Source organism: Actinoplanes flavus (assembly GCF_017592555.1).
GTDB lineage: Bacteria > Actinomycetota > Actinomycetes > Mycobacteriales > Micromonosporaceae > Actinoplanes > Actinoplanes flavus.
Map to the genome: position 1 here is coordinate 32,202 of NZ_JAGFNS010000042.1, position 23,243 is coordinate 55,444.

The window sequence follows — 23,243 nt, forward strand, 5'->3', positions numbered from 1 at the left end:
GTGGGTGCGCCCCCGCCGGGTGGCGGCGGTGACGCTCTAGCGCGCGGTACGCATCCAGTCTTCCTGCCGTTTCGCTGAGGGAAACGGCGTTTTCTTTCTGCGTGGGATCAATGAACGCAGTCCGCAACACTCATGTCAACCCACCGACCAGCCTTATCCCGCTCTGCGATACGCCGTTTCCAAAGTTCGCGGGTGAACGCGTCAGACCGGAAACACGTCGGAAACCGGCCCGCCGGACCCGAGCCGCCGGACCGCATCGGACAGCGCCGCCACCGCGTCGGCCGATATCGCACGCCGGGCGTTGCCGGTGAACTTCGCGGTCACCTCGGCGGCGCTCAGCGGATGCCCGGGGCCGCCGCGCGAACTGTCCACCCGGTGCTCCAGCACCGCCCCGGACCGGGTCCGCACCCGCAGCACGCCGGCGAACGCACGCGGGAACGCGGCGGTGGCGGCGTCGTCGGCGTACATCCGCACCCGGGACGCCAGCTCCAGCCGCCGCGGGTCCAGCCCGGCGAAATCGTCCAGGCCCACGCCCAGCCCGCCGCCCCCGGTCAGGGCCACCGCGAGGGTGTACGGCCCGGAGAACTTGGCGTGGTACCCGCTGCGTGGCCGGGCCTTCTCGGCGGCCGGCTCGGCGATGGTCCGCAACACCGGCCCGGCCACCCCCAGCTCGGCGCTGTCCACGTCGTCCGGATCCAGCCCGGCCGCGCGCAACGCCAGCGCGCAGTCGATCCCGGCGTGGGTGAAATGATTCGACGGGTACGGCTTGAACACCGTCCGCAGCAATTCCCACCGCTCGCCCAGCCCGTCCGTGACGGCCGCCGCCGTGAACCGGCCGGTGTGTGCCGTGAAGAACCCGAAGCGCCCCTCCAGCACGGTCGGCGGGCCGGTCAGCCCTTCGGCGGCGAGGGTGGCCGCGACCACGCCGCCGTGCGCCGCCCAGCCGCAGTGCGACCGTTTCACCGAGCCGCCGGTACGGTTCGCCTCCAGCACCCCGGCGCCCATCGACACGGCGATCCCGACGGCGTCGGCGATCTTCCCGGCGTCCAGTTCGTACAGGCGGGCCACGGCCACCGCGGCGCCGATCGTCCCGCAGATCGAGGTGGCGTGCTGTCCGCGTTCGAAGTAGAGGTTCGCGCCGGTCTCCGGATCGCAGCCGGCCATGCCGAGCCGGTTGGTCACCTCGATGCCGGCGGCGATCGCGGCGATCAGGTCACCGGGCGCGCCCGCCTCGGCCGCGGCCAGGGCGGCCGGGACCACCGAGGCGCTCGGGTGCAGCACCGACGGCAGATGCGTGTCGTCGAAGTCGAGCGAGTGGGCGAGCACCCCGTTCACGAACGCCGCGGACGGCGCGGGCAGCCGGTCCCCGGAGCCGAGGACGGTCGATTCGGGCACGCCACCCCAGCGTCGCATCGCGCGGAGTGCGGCGGGCGCCGCGTCCGCGTCCTTTTCGGCGTACGCGGCCAGACCGTTTCCGAGCACGTCGAGGATCCGCGTCGGCACGTCCGCGCGAACCCGCCCGGGTGGGTCCACCTTGGCCGCGAACTCCCCCAGTTCCTGAGCCAGCGTCACGGGACCACCGCCAGCGGCCGCACCGGCGAACCCGTGGCGCCGACCAGCTTGAGCGGGGCCAGGATGAACTGGAACTCGGTCACCCGAGCGTCGGCCAGTTCACTGAGCAGCATCGTCTCCACGATGTTGATGCCCGCCTCGACCAGCAGGATCCGGTGCACCGGCAGGCTGGCGTGCCCGGCGCCGGGGGCGATGTGCTCGTACGCGATCGTCTCCGCCCCGGTCACCGCGATCTCCCGCTCGGCCAGCCAGCGCGCGGCGTCCTCGCCGGGACCGGGCGCGCCGTCACGCGTACCGAGAAAGGTCTGTCCGTCGCCGAAGTGGCGCGACCAGCCGGTGCCGATGAGGACCGCGTCGCCGGGGTTGATCGTGAGGGCGCCGGAGGCGGCCGCGAGGTCCTCGGCCGTCACCTCGTAGCCGGGCGGCAGCACCTCGACGCCGTGCACCCGCGCCACGTCCAGGAGGACGCCGCGGCCGACGAACGGCGGGAACTCGTCGATGCCCAGCCGGGAGAAGCCGGTGTCGGACTGCACGTCGGCCGCGACCACCCCGCCGTGCAGCAGGCCGTCCTGGGAGACGTGGGCCAGGGCGTCCACATGCGTGCCGACGTGCGTACCCATGACCAGGATGTCGTTGGCGGCCGACCCGCCGCCGGCCCGCACCATGTCGCCGTGCCGGCGTACCAGGGAATGGGTGTAGGCCGGATGGTTCGGCGACTGTGGCATCCCCCTCCGCATCGGCTGCGCGAGGTCGAAAACTTCCACTAGATGACTCCTTCGGCCCTCAGCTTCGCCCGTTCCTCCTCGTCGTAGCCGAGGCCGGCGAGCACGTCGTCGGTGTCCGCGCCGCGCGGCCGGCCGGTCCAGCGGATCGAGCCGGGCGTCCGCGAGAGGCGGTACAGCGGGCCGGGCATGCGCACCGGCCCGAGCGTCGGATCGTGCGCGGTCGTCACCGAGTCGCGCGCGATGAACTGCGGGTCGGCGAAGACGTCCGCGATGTCGTAGACCGGGGCGATCGCTGCCTGCGCCCGTTCGAACGCCTCGGTGACGGTCGCCAGGTCGCGGGCGCCGATCCACCCGCTCAGCGCCTCGTCCAGCACGTCGGCGTGCGCGGCCCGGCCGACACCGGTGGTGAACCACGGCTCGTCGATCAGTTCGGGGCGGCCGACCAGGCGCATCACCCGCTCGGCGATGGCCTGCGCGCTCGTGGAGACGGCGACCCAGCGGCCGTCGGCGGTCCGGTAGGTGTTGCGCGGCGCGTTGTTGACCGATCGGTTGCCGGTCCGCTGTTGCACCTGGCCGAGCTGGTCGTACACCATCGCCTGCATGCCGAGGACGGTGAGCATCGGCTCGACGATGGCCAGGTCGACGACCTGGCCCGGCCCGTTGTGGACGTCGCGGTGGTACAGGGCCGTCATGATCGCCTGCGCGGTGGTCAGCGCGGCGATACCGTCGGCGAGACCGAAGGGCGGCAGGGTGGGCGGGCCGTCCGGCTCACCGGTGATCGCCGCGAACCCACTCATCGCCTCGGCCAGCGTGCCGAACCCCGGCCGGTGCGAGTACGGTCCGAATTGTCCATACGTGGTGACACGCGCGATGATCAACTTCGGGTTGATCTCGTGGAGAACGTCAGGGCCGAGGCCCCAGCGTTCCAGAGTCCCGGGACGGAAGTTCTCGATGATGACATCGGCGTCCTTGACGAGACTTTTCGCTATGGCGGCACCTTTGGCCGCCCCCAGGTTGAGGGTGATCGTCCGCTTGTTGCGGCCCAGCATGGTCCACCAGAGCGGGACCCCGTCCTTCGCCGGCCCGTGCCCCCGGGCCGGGTCGCCCTTGACCGGATGCTCGATCTTGGTCACGTCGGCGCCGTAGTCGCCGAGGATCGTCGCGGCCAGAGGTCCGGCGAACAGGGTGGACGCGTCGACGACGCGCACCCCTTCGAGAGGGCTGTGCATGCCACACCCTAACCGCTCTGTTCCGTTAAGGGAAACCGCGTTACTGTGTGCGAAACGTCGGTGGAGGGTAGGGCCGGATGAGCCGTTACGAACTGCTGGTACGCGGAGGCACCCTGGTCGTGCCCTACCTGGGAACCATCCGGGCCGACCTGGCCACCAGGGACGGCAAGGTGGCCGCGATCGCCGACACGATCGACGTCGAGGACGCCGACGAGGTCCTCGACGCGACCGGCAGACTGGTCTTCCCCGGCGCCGTCGACGCCCACTTCCACCTGGGCATCTACCGTCCGCTCGCGGTCGACGCGGCCGAGGAGACCCGGTCCTCGCTGGTCGGCGGCGCGACCACGGTGCTGTCCTACTTCCGGACCGGGCAGCACTACCTGAACCGGACCGGCGCCTACGCCGACATCTTCCCGGAGGTGCTCGGCGCGGTCGCCGGTCACGCCTGGACCGACTACGGCTTCCACCTGGCGCCGATGGACACCGCCCAGGTCGGCGAGGTGTCCGCGCTGGTCGACGGCAGCGGGGTCAGCTCGTTCAAGTACTACATGTTCTACAAGGGCTTCAACCTGTCGGCGAACTCGCGCGACGCCAGGTCCTTCACGATGAGCGACGAGTACGACCTCGGCCACCTCTACCAGCTGATGGAGGCGGTCGCGGCCGCCAACGCCTCGACGGACCGGCGGGTCTCCCTCTCCCTGCACTGCGAACAGGCCGAACTGATGCGGCTCTTCATCGAGAGGGTCCGCGCGAACGGCGATCCCCAGACCCTGAAGGCCTACTCGGACGCCCGCCCGCCACTGACCGAACGGGTGGCGATCGGGGAGGCCACCACCCTGGCCCGGGCCACCGACTGTGCCATCAACCTGCTGCACCTGTCCTCCGGCGAGGCCCTGGCCGCCGCCCGCGAGGCCCGGATCGCGATGCCCGGGGTCGACATGCGCTTCGAGGTGACCCTGCACCACCTGTGCCTCACCCACGAGGACCTCGACGCGCGGGGCGGCCTCGGCGGCAAGGTCAACCCACCGGTCCGGGCCAGGTCCGACACCGAAGCCCTGTGGGCCGGCGTCCTGGACGGCACCGTCGGCTGGGTCGCCTCCGACCACGCCTGCTGCCTCGAGGAGGAGAAGGGCGACGAACTGTGGCCGGCGCTGCCCGGCTTCGGCGGCACCGCACTGCTCTACCCCATCCTGATCAGCGAGGGCATGCACCGACGCGGCCTCTCCCCGGCCCGCGTCGCCGAACTGGTGTCCGCGAACCCGGCCCGCGCGTACGGCCTGGACGGCCGCAAGGGCAACCTGCTCCCCGGCTTCGACGCCGACCTGGCGATCATCGACCCCGACCTGGAGCAGGAGGTCACCGCCGGCCTGCTGCTCTCCGGCCAGGACCACTGCCCCTTCGAGGGCCGCAAGGTCCGCGGCTGGCCGGTCGCCACCGTCCTCCGGGGCCGCGTCGCCTACCGCGACGGCGAGGTCCTGGGCGCTCCCCGGGGCGCCTTCGTCTCCCGCTGACCTACTCGCGGCGGGCGCCGGCGGGGATGGCGCCCGCCGACTCGGGACCGGGTCACTCGTTCATCCCACGTGACCGACAAGCGCCCGCCCTGTCAGGTAACCGACCATCCACGTCAGCCGATCGAGCGCTGCCCGGTGGTCTCGGGATACCGGAGACTAGGCAGCGAAACACGCCCACGAGTTGCGAGGCTCACTCGGATCCACCGGACCGCCTGATGCGACAAAACGGTCAAGTAAGCGCAAAGCGGCGTGCCGACGGATATTCTGGGGACGGAAAATGACACACCACCTCGCTAAGCTCATCCGCGCAAGGTCCGAAAGGAAGTCCAGGTCAGGGGGTGACACAGTGGCGACCGCACATGACGTGGCCGCCTACATTCTGGCCAGGCGCGGCCCGATGTCGGCGATGAAGCTACAGAAACTGCTCTACTACTCCCAGGCATGGCATCTCGTGTGGGACGAGCAGCCGCTCTTCCCCGAGCGCATCGAGGCATGGGCCAACGGCCCGGTCGTCGCCGAGCTGTATCCCCTGCACCGCGGCCAGTTCCTGATCAGCGAGTGGCCGCACGGCGACGCGACACGGCTCTCCGCCTCCGAGCGGGAGTCCGTCGACGTGGTCCTCGAATCGTACGGCGACCTCGACGGCCGCAAACTCAGCCATCTGACGCACGCGGAGGCGCCGTGGGCCGACGCGCGGACCGGCCTGCACCCGACCGAGCGCTCGGAGAACGTCATCACCCCCGCGGCGATGCATGAGTACTACGGCTCGCTCGACGCGGCCGAGGAGGCCATACCCATCGATGAGCTGACCTGGGAGGGTTGGGGCGCCACCGCCGCCACCGCGTAGGCGGTTCGATGTCCCCGAAGAGGACCCGGACGGGTTCCCCGAAGCGGATCGCATCCGGCGAGAAGGTCGCCAAGGTCGACGCCACTGCGGTGCGCGGCCCCGACGCCGGATCGCACAAGGTGACTTTCTCGTTCCACTACGCCGACCACGGATACCAGGGCGCCTGGCGATGGCCGGCCGCCGACGAGGCACAGGAGCGGATCGCCCAACTGCGGCTCGACGAGGTGTTCGGCGATGAGATCTTCCGCTTCCGCGTGGCCAACCGCCGGCGTCTGTGGGGTTTCATCGCGGCCGGCGTCTTCTACATCCTCTGGTGGGATGCCGAACACCTCGTCTACCCACTCGATCACGACTGACGGAGGGCGTCGTCCTCCTTGGACATGGCCTCCTGGCGGGCGGGCTCCTCGCGGAGGATGGCGGCGTTCAACCACTCCTCCGGTACGGCGAACGCGTCCACCAGCGTGCGCAGGTGCGGCCGCAGCTCGCGGAGCAGGTCGTTGGCCACCGCGGTGACCGCCTTGGAGCGGGCCGGGGTGAGGCGGCCGTGTTCCATCAGCCAGGCCTTGTGCTCCTCGATGGTGGTCAGCGCGTACAGGTCGCAGACCTTTTCGAGCAGCTCGCGGGCGGCCTCGTCGGTGGTCCGGTCGATGCCGGCCACGAACGCCTCCAGGGTGATCCGGTCGATGTGGGCACTCGCCACCGACAGGATGTGGTCCTGTACGTCGTTGAAGATGTCGAACGGCCGGTCCTTCTTGGTGGCGGCGCCGTTGCGAAGACGGCGGATCGCCCCGTCGAGCAGGTGCTTCTCCCGGTCTTCGAAGAGGGCGAGGTGCCAGCCCCGGTCGGTGACGGCGACCTCCTCGTCGCGTCCGGGGGCGGCGCTGACAAGCCGCTGGATCAGCGAGCGCGCGGCCGTACGCTCCAGCATCATCTCCCGCACCTGTTCGGCGACGAACGTGGCGCGCCCCCAGCCGTCGAGCGAGCCGAAGGCGTCGCGATAGCCGGTGAGCAGGCCTTTCGCGACCAGCTGGAGCAGGACGGTGTTGTCGCCCTCGAAGGTGGTGAACACGTCGGTGTCGGCCTTGAGCCCGGGCAGCCGGTTCTCGGCGAGGTATCCGGCGCCGCCGCACGCCTCCCGGCACATCTGGATGGTCCGGGTGGCGTGCCACGTCTGTACGGCCTTGAGCCCGGCGGCCCGGGATTCGAGTTCCCGCTGCCGGTGCTCGTCGGGTTCGGCGAGGGAGAAGACGTCGGCCATGGTGACCGCGAGTTCCTCCTGGGCGAAGGCGTACGCGTACGAGCGCGCCAGCGCCGGAAGGAGTTTGCGCTGGTGGGCCAGGTAGTCGTTGAGGACGATCTCGCGGTCGGCACCGGGGCTGGTGAACTGGCGGCGGGTCTCGCCGTAGCGGACCGCGATGGTGAGCGCGCTGCGGGTGGCCGCGGAGGCGGCGGCGCCCACGGTGACCCGGCCGCGGACCAGGGTGCCGAGCATGGTGAAGAAGCGCCGGGTGTCGTTCTCGATCGAGCTGGTGTAGCCGCCGTCGGCGGCGACCTGCCCGTACCGGTCGAGCAGCATGTCCCGCGGCACCGTGACGTGGTCGAAGGAGATCCGCCCGTTGTCGACGCCGAGCAGCCCGGCCTTGGGTCCGGCGTCGCCGAGGGTGACGCCGGGCATCGGATCGCCGTTCTCGTCGCGGATCGGCACGAGCCAGGCGTGCACCCCGTAGGACTTGCCGCCGGTGATCAGCTGCGCGAAGACGACGGCCATCCGCCCGTCGCGGGCCGCGTTGCCGATGTAGTCCTTGCGCGCGGCCTCGTGCGGGGTGTGCAGATCGAAGGTTCCGGTGGCCGCGTCGTAGGTGCACGTCGTGCGCAGCTGCTGCACGTCGGACCCGTGTCCGGTCTCGGTCATCGCGAAGCAGCCCATGAGGTCGGCCGAGATGATGTCGCGCAGGTAGGCGTCGTGGTGCCGCTTCGTGCCCAGGGCGACGACCGCCCCGCCGAAGAGCCCCCACTGCACGCCGGCCTTGACCATCAGCGACAGGTCGACCTGGGCGAGCATCTCGGCGGCCACGGTGGAGCCGCCCGGATCGTCCGAGCCGCCGTACTCGACCGGGAAGGCGGAGACCACGCCCACGTCGGTGGGCAGTTCGCGGATCAGCCGGCTGACGCGTTCCCGGGCCTGGTCGCCGGTCTCGCCGGGAACGGTGACGAACTCGGCGCCGAGCCGTTCCCGGACCGCCCGGCGGATGTGCGCCCACCGGCCGTCGAGCGCCTCGGTCAGGGAGGCGGTGACACGATCACTCATGCCGCGATATTACCCACGAGTAACCTTTTTTAACCGCCTGGGCGCCGGCCCAGCCGGAGAAACGCCGTCACATGCCGTCGCCGGACCACTCGCCACGGGACCGGGACCGCACCGGCAGCGACGACAGGATCGGGTGGATGTGCCCGTCGTGCTCGTCGTAGTTCTCCGCGTGCCCGCCGTAGTCGACCCACTCGCCGGTGGTGTACCAGTTGGTCAGCTCACCGTCGGACCGCAGGATCCAGTCGATCTCGGTCTCCGCGACGAAGTGGCCGTGCTTCACCCGGGCCGGGCGGAAGCAGTAGGTGCCCTCGTCGATGTCGCCGAAGTTGTAGGCCATCTTCCCGGCCAGGGTGTAGAACTCCTCGTAGCACGGGTGGTGGGCGAGCCGGTGATCGGTCCAGCCCTTCGGCGCGCGGATGAGCCGGGTGTAGAAGCCGGTCTTCGGGTCGCGGTGCAGCAGCTTGATGTAGAGCGGGGTGAGCGGGCCGACCGACGGCGCCTCGGTCCACTCCATCTTCTCGGCGTCCATGACCGTCACGCCCTCGGCCGACTCCGGGGCCGCCTTCGCCGAGGCCTCGCTCAGGGAAGTGAAGGGATCGAAGCCGCAGTCCCCGTACTCCCGCCAGTGCAGCACCCGGGAACCCTCGCGGATCTTGATCCAGTCCATGGCCGTGCCCTTGGGGACCTGGACGTAGCCGCCGGCCCCGAGCTCCCGGCCACCGTACGACAGCGAGCCCTCGACCACGTAGAACTCGGTGTCGGCGTGCACGATCCCGGCGCTGCGGCCCCAGTCCGCTCCTGCGTGCAGCGACAGCGAGGACGAGCCGTCCTCCTCGTCGGTCGACAGGCGGCGTTCGAGGATCCTCCCCTCGCCGTACGGCAGCTCCCCGGCGTGGAAGATGTAGTCGTTCTCGTGGATCAACTCCACATGTGCCCTCACGGCGTACTCCTCAGCTCGCGTTTCAGGATCTTGCCGGCGGCGTTGCGGGGCAGCGCCGCGACGGTTCGGTACTGCTTGGGGACCTTGAAACCGGCCAGCCGCGACCGCAGGAAGCCCTCCAGGTCGCCGGAGGAGACCGGCGAGCGGCCCACGTAGTAGGCGACGACCCGTTCACCCCACCGCTCGTCCGGTTCGCCGACGACCGCGCACTCGGTCACCGCCGGGTGGGTGAGCAGCACCTCCTCGACGTCGCGCGGGTAGACGTTCACGCCGCCCGTGATGATCACGTCCTTGACCCGGTCCACGATGGAGATGAAGCCCTCCTCGTCGCGGATCACGATGTCGCCGGAGGTGAGGAAGCCGTCCGCGGTGGTGCACGCCGCGGTCGCGGCCGGGTTCTCGTGGTAGCCGTTCATCAGGTACGGCGAGCGGCTGTACAGCTCTCCCGGTTGTCCCGGCCCGACCGGGTTCCCGGCCGGGTCGACGATCCTGACCCGGGTGCCGAACCACGGGTGGCCGACGGTCCCGGCCTTGCGCCGGGCGTCCGGCGGCCGCAGATTGGTGATCACGCCCGCCTCGGTGGAGCCGTACAGCTCGTGCACCCCCACGCCGGGGAACGCCTCGAACACCCACTCCTTGAGCACCCCGGGCAGCGCCGCCGCGTTGAAGTAGAGGGTGTCCAGCGTCGGAAGGGCCGGGACCTCGTCGATGGCGGAGCGGATCACCTGCGCGTGGGTCGGGACCAGGAAGACCGACTGGGCGCCGTCCCGCTGGATCATGTCGAGCAGCGCGTCCGGCTGGAACGAGCGCAGCATGCTGACCGTCGCCCCGCAGTAGACGGCCGCGTAGGCGAAGGCGAACCCGGCGCCGTGGTACATCGGGGCGACCGCGATGGTCCGCCGCCCCGGCCCGATCCCCCACTCCAGCGCGGTGGCGTAGAAGGTCAGCGCCCGGGACCGGTGCGAGACGAGCACGCCCTTCGGGTCGCCGGTGGTGCCGGCCGTGTACGCGATGCAGAACGGGTCCCGCTCGTCCACCGCGATCCACGGGTCGACGGCGCGGGCGGCATCGAGCCACGCCTCGTACGCCGGACCGATGTGCACGATCCGCCCCGGGAAGCCGTCCGGAACCGCCCCGGCCAGGGCCGGGTCCACGATCAGCGCCCGTGCCCCGGAGTGGCCGAGGATGAAGTCCACCTCCGGCGCGGTGAGCCGCGGGTTGACCGGGACCAGCACCAGGCCCGCCTTGGCGACGCCGGCCGCGATCTCCGGGTATTCGAGGCGGTTGCCGCAGAGCAGCGCCACCCGGTCGCCGTGGACGAGCCCGTGGGCCAGCAGCGCGCACGCGATGCGTGAGGAGCGCTCGTCGAGAGCGCCGTACTTGAGTTCCCGATCCCCGTCGCGTACCGCGATCACGTCCGGTGTGGCCCGGCCGAACTCGCGCACGCCCCCGGCGATCGTCAGATCAGCACCACCCGGCCGCAGCATGCGAGAATGGAAACACCGTTTCCATTCATGACGCAAGAGGGAAGTCGCCGGCCCGGCCGAGTTGCGCGGGAACCGCGGCGAGCCCCAGCCGCGATCCGATCCAGGTGCCGGTCGCGGCGGCGGCGGAGACGTCCACCCCGGTCTTCAGCCCCGACCGGTTCAGCAGGTAGGCGAGGTCCTCGGTGGCGATGTTCCCGGTGGCGGCCGGCGCGAACGGGCACCCGCCGATCCCGCCGAGACTGGCGTCCAGCGCCACGAATCCGCTCGCCACCGCGGCGATCGCGTTGGCGTACCCCGTGTTTCTGGTGTTGTGGAAGTGAGCGCGCAGCGGCGCGCCCGGAGCGACCTCACGCACCGCGGCCGCCAGCTCGGTGACCTGCCCCGGCACGCCCACGCCGATGGTGTCGGCCAGGCAGATCTCATCCAGCGGACCGGCGCCGGCCACGATGTCGCGCACCCGGGAAACGGGCACGGCACCGGTGAAGGGACATCCGAACGCCGCCGCGACCGTCAAAGTCACGAAAAGTCCGGCGTCGCGGGCGCGCGCCGCGACCGCGCGGAAGGCCGCGAGCGAGGAGGCCGTAGACATCCCCTGGTTGCGGCGGGAAAACTCGTCACTCGCGACAACTACATAGTTGATCTCGTCGGGCCGCGCGGCCTCCAGCGCGAGGGCCCGGTCCAGGCCGCGGCCGTTGAGGACCAGCGCGACATGGCGCACGCCGGGCCGGCGGGGCACCGACCGCAGCACCTCCTCGGCGTCGGCCATCTGCGGCACCCGGTCCGGCCGGGCGAAGGCGGCCACCTCGATCCGCCGCAGCCCCGCCGCGACGGCCCGGGACACGTAGCCGACCTTGACGGACGTCGGCAGCACCCGCTTCTCGTTCTGCAGCCCGTCCCGCGGCCCGACCTCGACGATCTCCACCTGCGATACCCCTTGTTTCATCTAGCGAAACGTCGTTTCCCGAGTATAGGGTGGCGGCGTGACCGCGCCACTGTCTGACATTCGCGTCCTGGAAACCGGAACCCTGCTCGCCGGCCCGTTCTGCGGGCAGCTCCTCGGCGACTTCGGGGCCGAGGTGATCAAACTGGAGGACCCGGGCAGGGGCGATCCGATGCGCCAGTGGGGCCGGGAGAAGCCGCACGGCCAGTCGCTGTGGTGGCCGGTGGTGGCCCGCAACAAGAAGTCGGTCACCTGCGATCTGCGTACCGCCGACGGCCAGGCGCTGGTCCGCCGCCTGGTGGAGAAGGCCGACGTGCTGCTGGAGAACTTCCGGCCCGGCACCCTGGAGCGCTGGGGCCTCTCCTACGAGGAACTCTCCACGATCAACCCCGGGCTCATCCTGGTCCGGGTGACCGGCTACGGACAGACCGGGCCGTATTCGCCACGCGCCGGCTTCGGGTCGATCGGCGAGGCGATGGGCGGCCTGCGGTATGTCACCGGCGAGGCCGACCGGGCCCCGTCCCGCTCCGGCATCTCGATCGGCGACTCGCTGGCCGCCACCTACGCCGCCTTCGGCACCCTGGCCGCCCTGCACGCCCGCGAGCGCACCGGCCGCGGCCAGGTCGTCGACGCGGCGATCTACGAGGCGGTGCTCGCCATGATGGAGTCGCTGATCCCGGAGTGGGCGGTGGCCGGCTACCGCCGCGAGCGCACCGGCCCGATCCTGCCGAACGTCGCGCCCAGCAACGTCTACCCCACCGCCGACCGCTCCGACGTGCTGATCGCCGCCAACCAGGACACCGTGTTCCGCCGGCTGGCCGACGTCATGGACCGCCCCGACCTGCCGGCCGACACGCGGTACGCGACACACGGCGCCCGCGGCGAGAACCAGGCCGAACTCGACGAGATCATCGCCGCCTGGACCCGGACCATCCCGTCGGCGAAGCTGCTGTCGCTGCTGCACGAGGCCGGCGTCCCGGCCGGCGGCATCTACACGGCCGAGGACATCATCGCCGACCCGCACGTGACGGCCCGGCAGGCGGTCATCGAGGTGGACCACCCCGAGTTCGGCAAGCTCCCGATGCAGAACGTGGCGCCGCGACTGTCCGGCACACCCGGCGGGGTGAAATGGGCCGGCCCCGCGCTCGGCGCCCACAACGAGGAGGTCTACCAGGGCCTGCTCGGCCTCACCGGCGACGAGCTGGCCGGCCTGAGAACCCGCGGGATCATCTGATGGCCGGGCTCGGCGAGGACTACAGGCGGGCCGGGTTCGCGCGGCGGCTGGGCTGGGGCGCCCGGCCCGCGGTGCTGCTCGTGGACCCGGCGCTGGCGTACACCGACCCGGACTCGCCGCTCTTCCTCACCACCGGCCAGGCGGCCGCCGAGGCGATGGCCGAGCTGGCCGGCGCCGCCCGCGCCGCCGGCATCCCGGTCCTCTGGACCCGGGTCCACTTCGCCGACGCATCGTGCGCGGAGGCGCCGCTGTTCGCCGCCAAGGTCCCGGCGCTCAAGGTCTTCGCCGACGGCAACCCGCTGGGCGGCTTCGCGCCGCCACTGCGCCCGGCACCCGGCGAGCAGGTGGTGGTCAAGCACTACGCGAGCGCCTTCGCCGGCACGTCACTGGCCGCCTGGCTGGCCTCGCACTCGATCGACACCCTGGTCATCGGCGGCTACTCCACCTCCGGCTGCGTCCGCGCCTCGGCGCTCGACGCCCTCCAGCACGGCTTCCGGCCGATCGTCGTCCGCGACGCCTGCGCCGACCGCGACGGCGGCCCGCACGACCACAACCTCTTCGACCTCGACGCCAAATACGCCGACGTGGTCACCCTCCCCGAAACCCGGCAAACCCTGATCCGGTACGCGGCGGAGCGTTCCGGGTAGGACTCCCCGTCCCGTGGCGCACGGCGGCCACACTGCCACGCGAGCCCGTGCCGCCCGTTCCGGGCGGAGCTGCCACCCGGCCTCAACTGACCAGCGAGACGACCGCGGCCCGCCAGGACTCACTCAACGGCTGGTCGCCGCCGACGCGGAAGATCGACGGCAGGCCGGCGTACCGCAGCGCCCGGTCCACTCACCCAGCCAAGGACAGTGGACGGCGGCGGGCATCCTCCGGCCGGGCGCTCGGAGATCGGGGACCAGGTGAGGTCCGGCGGCGCGGAGCCGGCGACCGTGCGGCCGCCGGCTCCGGTGGTGCAGGTCAGCTGAGCGTCTGGATGACGTTGCCGGTGAGCAGGCCCTGGTAGTACGAGCCGCCCGGGTAGTAGGTCGCGGTGGCGGCGCCGGCCACCGCGTCCGAGGCCCAGTTGACCGCGAAGGTCTGCAGGGCGGTGACGTTCCGCTCCTTCGGCGCGCCGCCGGTCAGGGTGCAGAGCCAGTTGGTGCTGGCGCCCTCGGCGTCACAGTGCGAGCCGGTGGTGAGCCGGACCCCGAGGAACGGCCGGTCGACCCGGGCGAGCAGTTCCACCGTGCCGCTGGCGTTGCCGTTGGAGAGGTAGGGCGGCGAGGAGATCGCCGTGATCGGCAGCGCGGTCCCGTTCAGCCCGGTCAGGGCGTCCGCCATGTTGGTGCCGGACGGCGACTTCACCGGGTCGAGCAGTTGCAGGTAGGCCAGGTTCGCGAACGCGGCCGGGAACGTGGTGCGCAACCGGTTGGCGATGTAGGTGACCGCGTCGCCGCCGGCCGAGTGCCCGGCCAGCACGTATTTCGTGGGCAGGGTGCTGCCGGAGCGCCCGGCCGTGGTCGCCGCCTTCGCGTAGCTGGTGGCGAGCGCCCTGGTCGAGGTGGTGGCCTCACCGATCCAGGCGGCGACGCTGTTCAGGAAGGCGGTGTTGTCGCCCTGGTTGCTGACCGTGCAGCCGCTGGAGTTGGTCGACGGCAGGGTCGGGGTGAAGACCAGGAAGCCGGCGGCCTGGTATCTGCGGGCCAGCGCGGCGACGTTGCTGTTCGAGCGGGAGAAGCCGTGCTGGAGCAGGACCAGGGCCTTCGGGCTGGTGGTCGCGGGGAAGAACCAGTCGGCGTCCTGGGTGTAGATCGAACTGCCGCAGGGGACGGTGATGTCACCGTCGACCTCGACCGCCGCGGCGTGGGCGGCCGTCGTGGTGGCGGCCAGGATGCCGGCGGACATGACGAGCGTCGCCACGATGCGGCGCGGGGACAGGGACACGGGACCTCCAAGTGGTCAGCCGTAACACTCTCCGAAACAGTGTTTCCATTAGCGGCCATCGATGGAGGGCTGTCAAGGACGCAAAAAAGCCCGGCACCCGCGTCCGCGGGTACCGGGCCACACCCGGACCTCAGTCCTCGTAGCGGGGCACCACGAGGGGGTGGCGGTACTCGTCACGCGCGGCGATGCCGGCCATCGACCGCAGGTACTGGCGCCGGGTGATCTCCCCGTCCAGGAGCTGCGCGCAGAGCACGCCCTCCAGGCTCTCCGGCGCGAAGAGCGCCTCCGGAATGCTCAGCGACTCAGCCTCGGCTGACGCGTCCGCCCGCACCCCGCGCACCGCGAGCACGCAGGCGGCGGCCAGGACCAGGATGAGCAGGGACAGGATCAGCATTGCCACCGCCTTGTCGGTCACCGCGGGACGTCGTGTCCCGCCTGACAGAGAGAACGGATCACAGGCCGTGTCGGTTCGACGATTTCTGTCACTCATAGCGACGAAGTTGCCGAACGCCCCGGCCGGGTCGATCGCTGACCGCGTTACGCGACGTCCGACCGGCGCAGCACGTCGAGCAGGAACCACTCGTCCTCGTGGTGCACGACCGGGGTGAGCCCGGCGGTGGTGAACAGCGCGGCGTGCGCGTTGAAGCCGTCGTAGTTGCCGCCGTTCTCCCGGTCCCGGAAGTGCACCGACACCAGGTCGCCGCCCGGCTCCAGCCGCTGGACCAGGCCGTCGAGCAGGGCGGTCAGGTCGGCCGCGGACAGGTAGTAGAGCAGGTCCCCGATGACGACCAGGTCGAACGTGCCGTCCGGCAGCTCGGCCGGGAGCTCGGCGCGTTCGGCCCGGACGTTCGGCAGGTCGGCGGTGTTCTGCCGGAGCAGGTCGACGGCCTCGGGCACGCTGTCCACGGCCAGCACCTCGCCGCAGCGGCCGGCCAGCATCCGGGTCAGGGTGCCGACCGAGGCGCCCGGCTCGTAGCAGCGTTCGTACCGCTCGCGGGGCAGGCTCGCCATGGTGACCGCGAACTTGCGCCGGTCGTGCCACTTGCTGGCGATGTCCCACGGGTCGTCCTTCGCCAGGTAGAGCCCGGTGAAGTAGTCCAGGGAGACGGTGGTCTCGGGTGGTGCGGCGTCGCCCTCTGCTCGTGTCACCCCGAAATTCTGCCCCGGGCTCACCCCGCCTCGACGGTCAGGGTGCCGACGCCCTCGGCCGCGACCAGGTCGATGCCGCCGTCACCGTCACCGACAGTGAACACGGTACGACGGTCGACGCCGCGTTCCCGGTCGCCGTAGAAGTCCACCTCGCCGGCGCCACGCTGGAGCACCGCCCGGACCCGGGTCTCACCGTCGGTGGTGATCCGCCAGTCCCGGACGCCGCCGCCCATCGAGATCGGGACGACGGTGTCCTGGCGGGGCAGCGCCAGGACGATCCGCCGGGCGCCACCGAGCAGGTCCACCCGGCCCACCCGGCCGCCGGTGAGGTCGAAGTCGCCGACCCGTACGCCGCCGCGCATCAGCACCGACCAGACCACCGCGGGGCTGAGCGTCACGTCGATCCGGGCGGAGCCGTCGCGGTCGGTCTCGTCGACGAAGACCCGTACGGACGTGCCCTCGACCACGGTCCGTACCGTGATCCCGCTGTCCGCCGGGGTCGACACGGCGAACCAGCCCTCGTCCGGGTCACCGATGCGCACGTCGAGTTCGGTGGTCCCCTCGGCCAGCTCGAAGGTGGCGGCGGCCGGGGCGGGCGCGGGCGGCGCGGTGGTCTGCTCGGCGGCCGGCGGGGACGTCCCGATGGACACCGGCGGGCTGGCCGGGGCGGCGGCCGGCGGGTCGACGACGACCGGCTCCCGGGGCGGCGCGGCCGGCCGGTCCGGCCCGAAGACCACCCAGAAGGCGCCGGCGACGACGAGGATGCCGGCCAGCAGCGGCACCACCGGGCGCCAGAGCGGCCGGGGCGGCGGCGAGCCGAGGTCGGCCAGCTCCAGGGTGGGCCGGTGGGTGGCCAGCGAGTTCCAGGCCGGATCGGTCCGGACGGCCTCGGCGCCGTCCCGCTCGTAGTGGTCGGCGGGCGGCCCGGCCCGGTGCGGGGCATCCGGCCAGTATTCCGATATGTCGGGCAACTCAGCCGGTTCGGCCGGGTCGCCGGTCGTGGGCACGACGGGACTGTCCACGCTGCTCTCTCCTCGAAGCGCACGGATGGATCCAGCCGGGGATACGGGCGCGCGGGCCGTGCGGATCAACTGGGATCGCTCCCAGAGAATTGATGGGGTGTTACCTCTTGCCCCACGACACATAGACCGTGTAGATCCTTAACGGATCATTAAGTGCCAATGTGAGTGTTCCCCAGGAAGCGAATTGATGCCGGAAGACGACACCCGCGACGGACTGCGGGTCGGCGGCTGGATTCCGCCCTATTCACCCGGTGGGGCGACCACCGGGCCGATCCGGCCGACCGTCCAACCCGCGCTACCCGGCGGGGCCCGCCCCCGTGACCATTTCCCCCGGCTCCGCGGCGCCGCGGTGACGCGCCCACGCCTCGTTCTGGCCGCCGCCCTCTGTCTCGCCTGCGCGGCCACCGCCGCGGTCGCCGTCGCCCTGGACGCCGCCCGCGGTCCCGAACCGGTGGCCGCCGAGTTCACCTTCCCGGCCGCCGCGCCGCAGACCTGGCCCGCCCTGCCGCCCGGCCTCGGCCCGTCCGACGTGCCGGTCAGCGTCGAGCCATCCCCACCAGCGGGTTCACTCTCCGCGACGCCGACCCGGCGGCACACCACGGCCCCGGCCACCACGGCGGTGTCGACACGGACCGTGACCAAGAAGCCGACCCGTACCGCCACCACGAAACCCGCGCCGGTGTCACTCTCCGTGGGCTCGACAGGCGGCCTGGCGGCGGCCGACGAGACCACGCTGCGGGTCCGGCACCGCGATTACCGGGGCCGTCTGGACCGAATCGGCGACCGCGAGCGAGACGACGCCAACTTCCGGATCCGTAGCGGACTCGCGAACGGCGGCTGCGTCTCCTTCGAATCTGTTAACTTTCCCGGATATTATTTGCGGCACCGCAACTACGAAATCCGGCTGGACCGGATCGACGGCAGTGAGCTTTTCCGTCAGGACGCCACTTTCTGTCCACTGACGATTCGTTCAGGTTCCGCGCTCGTGTTGCGTTCCCACAATTATCCGAGGCACTATGTCGTCTCCGGCGACCAGTGGTTGCGGATCGTGGAGACCTCCGCGGAGCGGGCCACCGCGTTCGTGCCGCGGGCCGCGCTCTGACCGCTCCCCGGCCGGCCCATCCGGCCGGGGAGCGGTCAGGCGCTCAGTTCGTGAAGACCGCGACTCCCCGCGCCTCCAGCACCTCGGGGGCGCCGGGGAGGGCCTGCAGGTCCACCGGCTGGTCGGTGCGGTTGATCAGGAACCAGTGGTCGCCGCGGATCGCCAGCTCCACCCGCCCGGCCAGCTCGGCCGGCAGCTCGCCAGCCACCCCGGCGGGGCCGAGCAGACGCGGCAACAGCCCGGCGAGCCCGTCCGGGCCGAGACGCGTGGAGACGTACGCCGCGGAGCCCGCACCCACCCGCCGCCGGGTGACCGCCGCCCGGTCCGCCTGCTCGCCGGTCCGGTAGCGGGCCAGCACCTCGACGTCCGGGCCGGTCACGTCGATCCGGTCGGTCCACAGTGTGCCGGTGGTCCCGTCGTCCAGCGCCACGCTCTCGCCGTCGAGCAGCGGCCCGAACTCCTCGATCCGGATGCCGAGCAGGTCACGCAGCGCGCCCGGGTAGCCGCCCAGCCAGACGTGGTCGTTCTCGTCCACGATCCCGGAGAAGTACGTGGTGACCAGATGCCCGCCCGCCGCGACCCAGGCCGCCAGCCGGTCCGCGAGGGCGGCCGGGACCACGTGCAGCACCGGGGCGACGAGCAGCCGGTACTCCTCCAGCGGCCCGCCGGTCGGCACCACGTCGGCGCGGACGCCGGCGTCCAGCAGCGCGGTGTACCAGTCCAGCGCCTCCTGCCGGTACCGCAGCCGGTCGGTCGGGTGCGAGTCCTGTTCGGCCGTCCACCACGACTCCCAGTCGAAGACGATGCCGACCGCGGCGCGGCGACGGCGCGAGCCGGCGATGGGCGCCAGCTCGCGCAGCCGCTCCCCCAGCCGGGCCACACCCCGGAAGAGATCACTGTCGGTCCCGGCATGCGGCAGCATCGCCGAGTGGTACTTCTCCGCACCCGCCCGCGACTGCCGCCACTGGAAGAAGCAAACCGCGTCGGCGCCGTGCGCCACGTGGGTCAGCGAGTCGCGGGCCAGCTCGCCCGGCTTCTTCGCCACGTTGACCGGCTGCCAGTTGACCGCGCTGGTGGAGTGCTCCATCAGGAACCACGGCTCGCCGCCGGCGATGTTGCCGGTCAGGTTGGCCGAGAAGGACAGCTCGTCGCGGGCCTGCGGGCCGGGCACCACGTAGTGGTCGTTGGCGACGAAGTCGACCTCGGCCGCCCAGTCGGCGTAGTTCATCGGGTTCATCCCGCCCATCACCATGAAGTTCGTGGTGACCGGCACCTCCGGGGTGATCCGCCGGAGCAGGTCGCGCTCGGCCCGCAGGTGGTCCTTGAGCGCGTCCGAGGAGAACCGCTTGAAGTCGAGCTGCTGGGTCGGGTTCGGGTGCGAGGCGGCCAGGCGGGGCGGCAGGATCTCCTCGAAGTCGTCGTACCGCTGGGACCAGAAGGCGGTGCCCCAGGCGTGATTGAGCGCTTCGACGGTGCCGTAGCGCTCCCGCAGCCAGACCCGGAAGGCGCGCGCCGCGTCGTCCGAGTAGTCGTACACGTTGTGGCAGCCCAGCTCGTTGTTGACGTGCCAGGCGACCAGCGCCGGGTGGTCGGCGTACCGGGTGGCCAGCTTCTCCACCAGGCGCAGCGCGTGCTCCCGGAAGACCGGCGAGGTGGGCCGCCAGTGCTGGCGGGCTCCCGGCCAGAGGACCTCCCCGGTCCGGGTGACCGGCAGGATCTCCGGGTGCTTCCGGGTCAGCCAGGGCGGCGGCGAGGCGGTGGCGGTGGCCAGGTCGACGGTGATGCCCCCGGCGTGCAGCAGGTCCATCACCTCGTCCAGCCACCCGAGGTCGTACTCGCCGTCGCAGGGCTCCAGCCGGGCCCAGGAGAAGATGGCCAGGCTGACGATGGTGACGCCGGCCTCGCGCATCGCGCGTACGTCGTCGTCCCAGACCTCGCGCGGCCACTGGTCGGGGTTGTAGTCGGCGCCGAATTCCAGACGCGCCGACCCGGCGCGGCGAAGCCAGCGCCGGGTCGTCTCGTTGCTCTGTGTCATTTAACCGTGAAACCCTGTTCCTGGCCGTACTTGACCGAAGCGTCCTGCCACGACTTCAGTCCGTCGGCGAGCGTTCCCTGCCCGAGGTAGGCCTTGCCCACCGTGTCGCCGTAGATGCTGTTGGCGTAGACCTGGAAGGGCAGGTAGGACCAGCCGGTGACGACCTGCCCGGCGGACTCGGCGAGCACCTCGTTGACCTTCTGGCCACCGAAGTACGGGAACTCCTTGTTCTTGAACTCCGGTGCGGCGAGGTGCTTGGTGGTCGCCGGGAAGGCGCCGTCGTCGATGCGGGTCTGTGCGCCCTCGTCGACGGCCGCGTACTTCAGGAACGCGTACGCGAGGGTCTTGTTGGCGCTCTTCTCCGGGATGGCCAGGGAGCTGCCGCCGTTCTCCGCGGTGGCCTTGCCGCCGGCCTCCCACTGCGGCATCGGGGCGACCCGCCACTTGCCGTTGGCGGCCGCCGCGCCCTTCTCCAGGTTGCTCGGCATCCACGCGCCGGTGACCAGGGTGGCGATGGTGCCGTCGCCGAGGCCCTTGTACCACTCGTCGGTCCAGCCGACGACCGGCGAGAGCAGCTTGGCGTCGATCAGCTTCTGCCACTGGGTGGCGAACTTCGTGCTGCCCGGGTCGGCGAAATCGATGCCGACGTCGGTGCCACTGACCGTGTACGGCTTGCCGCCGGCCTGCCAGATCAGGCTGGTGGTGAACCCGGCGTCGCCGCTGTCGCTGGTGATGTACGCCTTCGGGTCCGCCTTGTGCAGCTTCTCGGCGGCGGCCGCGTACTCCTCCCAGGTGGTCGGCACCGCGATCTGGTGCTTGTCGAAGACCTCCTTGTTGTAGAAGAGCGCCATCGGGCCGGAGTCGATCGGGAAGCCGTAGATCTTGTCGCCGGCGTGCACCGCGTTCCAGGTGCCCGGGGTGAACGTGCCGTCCAGCGACGCGGCCCCGTACGTGTTCAGGTCCGCCACCGACTTGGCCAGCGCGAACTGCGGCAGCGCGTAGTACTCGATCTGCGCCACGTCGGGGATCCCGGTGCCGGCCGTGATCGCGTTCTGCAGGGCGGTGTACTGGTCGTTGCCCGTACCGGCGTTGGTGAGGTTGATCTTGACCTTGGGGTGTTTGGTCTGGAAGTCGGCGGCGACCTTGGTGAGCGTGGTGTCCCAGGCCCAGACGGTCAGGTTGCCGCCCGCCTCCAGGGCGGCCGCGATGTCCGCCTCGGTGACCGTGGCCGGGGCCGCGGCGCCGTCGCCGGTGTCGTCCGAGCCGGAACAGCCGGTGGCCAGGAGGGTTATCGACAGGGCGGCGCCGAGTAGCGCCCGCCGTCGGGTGATCGACATATCAATCCCTTCGGTGATGGGGGATTTCACTGTTTGACACTCCCCGCGGCCAGACCCGACTGCCAGTAGCGCTGGAGCATCAGGAAGGCCACGGTGAGGGGAATGATGGTGAGCAGGGAGCCGGTGATCACGAGGTCGAAGACGACGTCGCCGCCGACCGTGTTGGCCTGCCTGTTCCAGGAGTAGAGGCCCAGCGTGAGCGGGTAGAGGTCGGCGTTCTTCAGCATGATCAGCGGCATGAAGAAGTTGTTCCAGGCGGCCACCAGGTTGAACAGCAGCACGGTGACGAGACCGGGCGCCAGCAGTGGCAGCGCGAGCTTGAAGAAGATCCGGAACTCGCCGGCCCCGTCGCACCGCGCCGACTCCAGGATCTCGTTCGGCACCGCCTCCGTGGAGTAGGTCCACATCAGGTAGAGACCGAACGGCGACACCAGCGACGGGATGATCACCGACCACGGGGTGTCGGTGAGCCCCATCTTCGCGAACAGCAGGAACGTCGGCACGGCCAGCGCGGTGGGCGGGACCGCGATCCCGCCGAGCACGACGGCGAACACCGCGCGACGGCCGCGGAAGTCGAACTTGGCCAGGCCGTACCCGGCGAGCGCGGCCAGCAGGGTCGCTCCCCCGGCGCCCACCACCACGTAGATCACCGTGTTGAGCACCCAGCGGCCGAAGATGCCGTCCTGATAGGTGAACACCTCGGTGATGTTGTCGACGAGGGCGAACCCGTCGCCGAACCAGAGCCCGAACGTGCCGAGCAGGTCCTCCTGTGTCTTCGTGGCGCTGATGAACAGCCAGGCCAGCGGCAGGATCGCGTACACCAGCATCAGGCCGGTGACCGCGGTGAGGACGACGCTGCGCCGGCGCGGCCGCCGGGCCGCGGGTTTCAGCGGGGGGCGGCCCGGACGGCGCGCCGCCGCCCGGACGGTGGGCGTGGCGGTCACCGGGCCTCCCCCCGCATGGCGCGAAGCTGGAAGAGGTAGGCCACGACCATCGTCGCCACACCCATCAGCAGCGCGACAGTGGCCGAGTAGTTGATCTGCTGTCCGGCGAACGACAGCTGGTAGGCGTAGATGTTCGGGGTGAAGTAGGTGGTGATCGAGTTCGGCGCCAGGCTGTCGAGCACCTGCGGCTCGTTGAAGAGCTGGAAGCTGCCGACGATCGAGAAGATCGTGGCCACGACCAGCGGCCCGCGCAACGCCGGCAGCTTGATCGCCCGGATGATCCGGAGCTCGCCGGCCCCGTCGATCGCGGCCGCCTCGTAGAGGGAGGCGTCGATCACCTTGAGTCCGGAGTAGAGGATGAGCATGTTGTAGCCGACGTATTCCCAAGTCACGATGTTGCCGATGGTGGCGAGGATCCAGCCCGGCGCCAGCGGGTCGGGCAGGTTCAGGCCCAGCGCCTCGTTGATGCTGCCGACCAGGCCGAACCGGATGCCGTAGAGGAAACCGGCCATCAGCGTGGCGACGACCGACGGCACCGCGTACGGCAGGAAGATCGCGACCCGGAAGAAGCCGGCGCCGTAGAGCCGCCCGCTGTCGATGGCGAGCGCCACCAGCAGGGCCAGCCCGAGCATGATCGGCACCTGGATCAGCAGGAAGAGCACGACCCGGGTGATCGCCTCCCAGAACTGCGGGTCGCTGAGCGCCTTGGTGTAGTTCTCCAGACCGACGAAGGTGGTGCCGCCGACCAGCCTGGTGCGGAACACGCTGAGGTACGCCGAGTACGCGATCGGCGCCAGGAAGACCAGCGTGAAGAGCGCGAGGAACGGAGCGGTGAACTGCCATCCGATCCAGGAACGCCGGGTCAAACCTGCCCCCTTCCGAGGATGTTTACGTAAACATCGGTGTCATGTTTACGTAAACATGACTGCCGT

Annotated in this window: 21 protein-coding genes; 6 read left to right on the top strand and 15 right to left on the bottom strand. The window is 71.0% G+C overall.

Annotated elements, in window-relative coordinates:
* Window positions 1-201 precede the first annotated feature (201 nt).
* Genes J5X75_RS39580 through J5X75_RS39590 form a run of 3 tightly spaced genes read right to left on the bottom strand, consistent with a single transcriptional unit; the run spans window position 202 to window position 3,526 of the window.
* Window positions 202-1,572, bottom strand: coding sequence for an MmgE/PrpD family protein (locus tag J5X75_RS39580; RefSeq protein ID WP_208472856.1), 1,371 nt, complete (start codon window positions 1,570-1,572; stop codon window positions 202-204).
* Window positions 1,569-2,336 carry a cyclase family protein gene (locus J5X75_RS39585; RefSeq protein WP_208472857.1) on the bottom strand — a complete coding sequence of 256 codons (768 nt, stop codon included), beginning with the start codon at window positions 2,334-2,336 and terminating at the stop codon, window positions 1,569-1,571. Before J5X75_RS39585 ends, J5X75_RS39580 begins: the two co-directional genes overlap by 4 nt.
* Entirely contained in the window at window positions 2,336-3,526 is a 1,191-nt protein-coding gene (locus J5X75_RS39590) for a CaiB/BaiF CoA transferase family protein (RefSeq protein WP_208472858.1), read from the bottom strand. Before J5X75_RS39590 ends, J5X75_RS39585 begins: the two co-directional genes overlap by 1 nt.
* A gap of 77 nt (window positions 3,527-3,603) precedes the next feature.
* On the opposite strand from J5X75_RS39590, the gene J5X75_RS39595 reads away from it, so the two are divergent.
* The 3 genes from J5X75_RS39595 (at window position 3,604) to J5X75_RS39605 (ending at window position 6,240) form a co-directional block, all read left to right on the top strand.
* On the top strand, window positions 3,604-5,037 hold the full coding sequence (locus J5X75_RS39595) for a dihydroorotase (RefSeq protein WP_208472859.1): 1,434 nt from the start codon (window positions 3,604-3,606) through the stop codon (window positions 5,035-5,037).
* A 346-nt stretch (window positions 5,038-5,383) separates the two neighbouring features.
* Window positions 5,384-5,884 carry a Panacea domain-containing protein gene (locus J5X75_RS39600; RefSeq protein WP_208472860.1) on the top strand — a complete coding sequence of 167 codons (501 nt, stop codon included), beginning with the start codon at window positions 5,384-5,386 and terminating at the stop codon, window positions 5,882-5,884.
* An 8-nt stretch (window positions 5,885-5,892) separates the two neighbouring features.
* On the top strand, window positions 5,893-6,240 hold the full coding sequence (locus tag J5X75_RS39605; RefSeq protein ID WP_208472861.1) for a hypothetical protein: 348 nt from the start codon (window positions 5,893-5,895) through the stop codon (window positions 6,238-6,240).
* Here J5X75_RS39605 and J5X75_RS39610 read toward each other — a convergent pair.
* The 4 genes from J5X75_RS39610 to J5X75_RS39625 all read right to left on the bottom strand — a co-directional run bounded on the left by J5X75_RS39610 (window position 6,231) and on the right by J5X75_RS39625 (window position 11,562).
* The gene (locus J5X75_RS39610; RefSeq protein ID WP_208472862.1) at window positions 6,231-8,192 is read right to left on the bottom strand and encodes an acyl-CoA dehydrogenase family protein; all 1,962 of its coding nucleotides are present in this window, start codon (window positions 8,190-8,192) and stop codon (window positions 6,231-6,233) included. The two genes, J5X75_RS39605 and J5X75_RS39610, sit on opposite strands and share 10 nt — an antisense overlap.
* Window positions 8,193-8,259: 67 nt before the next feature.
* The gene (locus J5X75_RS39615) at window positions 8,260-9,132 is read right to left on the bottom strand and encodes a DUF4437 domain-containing protein (protein ID WP_208472863.1); all 873 of its coding nucleotides are present in this window, start codon (window positions 9,130-9,132) and stop codon (window positions 8,260-8,262) included.
* Window positions 9,129-10,619, bottom strand: a complete 1,491-nt coding sequence (locus J5X75_RS39620; protein ID WP_208472864.1) for a class I adenylate-forming enzyme family protein — start codon at window positions 10,617-10,619, stop codon at window positions 9,129-9,131. Before J5X75_RS39620 ends, J5X75_RS39615 begins: the two co-directional genes overlap by 4 nt.
* Window positions 10,620-10,644: 25 nt before the next feature.
* On the bottom strand, window positions 10,645-11,562 hold the full coding sequence (locus J5X75_RS39625; protein ID WP_238490785.1) for a hydroxymethylglutaryl-CoA lyase: 918 nt from the start codon (window positions 11,560-11,562) through the stop codon (window positions 10,645-10,647).
* Window positions 11,563-11,599: 37 nt separating this feature from the next.
* Here J5X75_RS39625 and J5X75_RS39630 point away from each other — a divergent pair, with 37 nt between their 5' ends.
* Both J5X75_RS39630 and J5X75_RS39635 read left to right on the top strand, forming a co-directional pair.
* Window positions 11,600-12,793, top strand: a complete 1,194-nt coding sequence (locus J5X75_RS39630) for a CaiB/BaiF CoA transferase family protein (RefSeq protein WP_208472865.1) — start codon at window positions 11,600-11,602, stop codon at window positions 12,791-12,793.
* A complete protein-coding gene (locus J5X75_RS39635) occupies window positions 12,793-13,440 on the top strand; it encodes an isochorismatase family protein (protein ID WP_208472866.1) in 648 nt (215 codons plus the stop codon). Before J5X75_RS39630 ends, J5X75_RS39635 begins: the two co-directional genes overlap by 1 nt.
* Window positions 13,441-13,756: 316 nt before the next feature.
* On the opposite strand, the gene J5X75_RS39640 is transcribed toward J5X75_RS39635, so the two are convergent.
* The 4 genes from J5X75_RS39640 to J5X75_RS39655 form a co-directional block, all read right to left on the bottom strand.
* Entirely contained in the window at window positions 13,757-14,722 is a 966-nt protein-coding gene (locus J5X75_RS39640; protein WP_208472867.1) for an alpha/beta fold hydrolase, read from the bottom strand.
* A 130-nt stretch (window positions 14,723-14,852) separates the two neighbouring features.
* The gene (locus J5X75_RS39645; protein WP_208472868.1) at window positions 14,853-15,116 is read right to left on the bottom strand and encodes a hypothetical protein; all 264 of its coding nucleotides are present in this window, start codon (window positions 15,114-15,116) and stop codon (window positions 14,853-14,855) included.
* Window positions 15,117-15,259: 143 nt separating this feature from the next.
* Window positions 15,260-15,871: a class I SAM-dependent methyltransferase gene (locus tag J5X75_RS39650; protein WP_208472869.1), complete on the bottom strand. Its 612-nt coding sequence runs from the start codon at window positions 15,869-15,871 to the stop codon at window positions 15,260-15,262.
* Window positions 15,872-15,891: 20 nt separating this feature from the next.
* Window positions 15,892-16,893 (bottom strand): hypothetical protein, encoded by a 1,002-nt coding sequence (locus tag J5X75_RS39655; RefSeq protein WP_208472870.1) that lies wholly within the window; start codon window positions 16,891-16,893, stop codon window positions 15,892-15,894.
* 187 nt (window positions 16,894-17,080) lie between these two features.
* Here J5X75_RS39655 and J5X75_RS39660 point away from each other — a divergent pair, with 187 nt between their 5' ends.
* A complete protein-coding gene (locus J5X75_RS39660; RefSeq protein WP_238490786.1) occupies window positions 17,081-17,995 on the top strand; it encodes an AbfB domain-containing protein in 915 nt (304 codons plus the stop codon).
* A 43-nt stretch (window positions 17,996-18,038) separates the two neighbouring features.
* Here J5X75_RS39660 and J5X75_RS39665 read toward each other — a convergent pair whose 3' ends face one another.
* The 4 genes from J5X75_RS39665 to J5X75_RS39680 are packed head-to-tail and all read right to left on the bottom strand — an operon-like array spanning window position 18,039 to window position 23,177.
* Window positions 18,039-20,030: a beta-galactosidase gene (locus J5X75_RS39665; protein WP_208472871.1), complete on the bottom strand. Its 1,992-nt coding sequence runs from the start codon at window positions 20,028-20,030 to the stop codon at window positions 18,039-18,041.
* Window positions 20,027-21,367 carry an ABC transporter substrate-binding protein gene (locus J5X75_RS39670; protein WP_208472872.1) on the bottom strand — a complete coding sequence of 447 codons (1,341 nt, stop codon included), beginning with the start codon at window positions 21,365-21,367 and terminating at the stop codon, window positions 20,027-20,029. Before J5X75_RS39670 ends, J5X75_RS39665 begins: the two co-directional genes overlap by 4 nt.
* A 26-nt stretch (window positions 21,368-21,393) precedes the next feature.
* Complete coding sequence (locus J5X75_RS39675; protein ID WP_307798565.1) at window positions 21,394-22,311, bottom strand: carbohydrate ABC transporter permease; 918 nt, start codon at window positions 22,309-22,311, stop codon at window positions 21,394-21,396.
* Window positions 22,308-23,177, bottom strand: coding sequence for a carbohydrate ABC transporter permease (locus J5X75_RS39680; protein ID WP_208472873.1), 870 nt, complete (start codon window positions 23,175-23,177; stop codon window positions 22,308-22,310). Before J5X75_RS39680 ends, J5X75_RS39675 begins: the two co-directional genes overlap by 4 nt.
* Window positions 23,178-23,243 lie beyond the last annotated feature (66 nt).

What these genes read in the sequence shown, in the direction of transcription:
- J5X75_RS39590 (WP_208472858.1), bottom strand. Translation starts at nt 3,526, where the DNA reads ATGCACAGCCCTCTCGAAGGGGTGCGCGTCGTCGACGCGTCCACCCTG.
- J5X75_RS39595 (WP_208472859.1), top strand. Translation starts at nt 3,604, where the DNA reads ATGAGCCGTTACGAACTGCTGGTACGCGGAGGCACCCTGGTCGTGCCC.
- J5X75_RS39605 (WP_208472861.1), top strand. Translation starts at nt 5,893, where the DNA reads ATGTCCCCGAAGAGGACCCGGACGGGTTCCCCGAAGCGGATCGCATCC.
- J5X75_RS39610 (WP_208472862.1), bottom strand. Translation starts at nt 8,192, where the DNA reads ATGAGTGATCGTGTCACCGCCTCCCTGACCGAGGCGCTCGACGGCCGG.
- J5X75_RS39620 (WP_208472864.1), bottom strand. Translation starts at nt 10,619, where the DNA reads ATGCTGCGGCCGGGTGGTGCTGATCTGACGATCGCCGGGGGCGTGCGC.
- J5X75_RS39625 (WP_238490785.1), bottom strand. Translation starts at nt 11,562, where the DNA reads ATGAAACAAGGGGTATCGCAGGTGGAGATCGTCGAGGTCGGGCCGCGG.
- J5X75_RS39635 (WP_208472866.1), top strand. Translation starts at nt 12,793, where the DNA reads ATGGCCGGGCTCGGCGAGGACTACAGGCGGGCCGGGTTCGCGCGGCGG.
- J5X75_RS39645 (WP_208472868.1), bottom strand. Translation starts at nt 15,116, where the DNA reads ATGCTGATCCTGTCCCTGCTCATCCTGGTCCTGGCCGCCGCCTGCGTG.
- J5X75_RS39660 (WP_238490786.1), top strand. Translation starts at nt 17,081, where the DNA reads ATGCCGGAAGACGACACCCGCGACGGACTGCGGGTCGGCGGCTGGATT.
- J5X75_RS39665 (WP_208472871.1), bottom strand. Translation starts at nt 20,030, where the DNA reads ATGACACAGAGCAACGAGACGACCCGGCGCTGGCTTCGCCGCGCCGGG.
- J5X75_RS39670 (WP_208472872.1), bottom strand. Translation starts at nt 21,367, where the DNA reads ATGTCGATCACCCGACGGCGGGCGCTACTCGGCGCCGCCCTGTCGATA.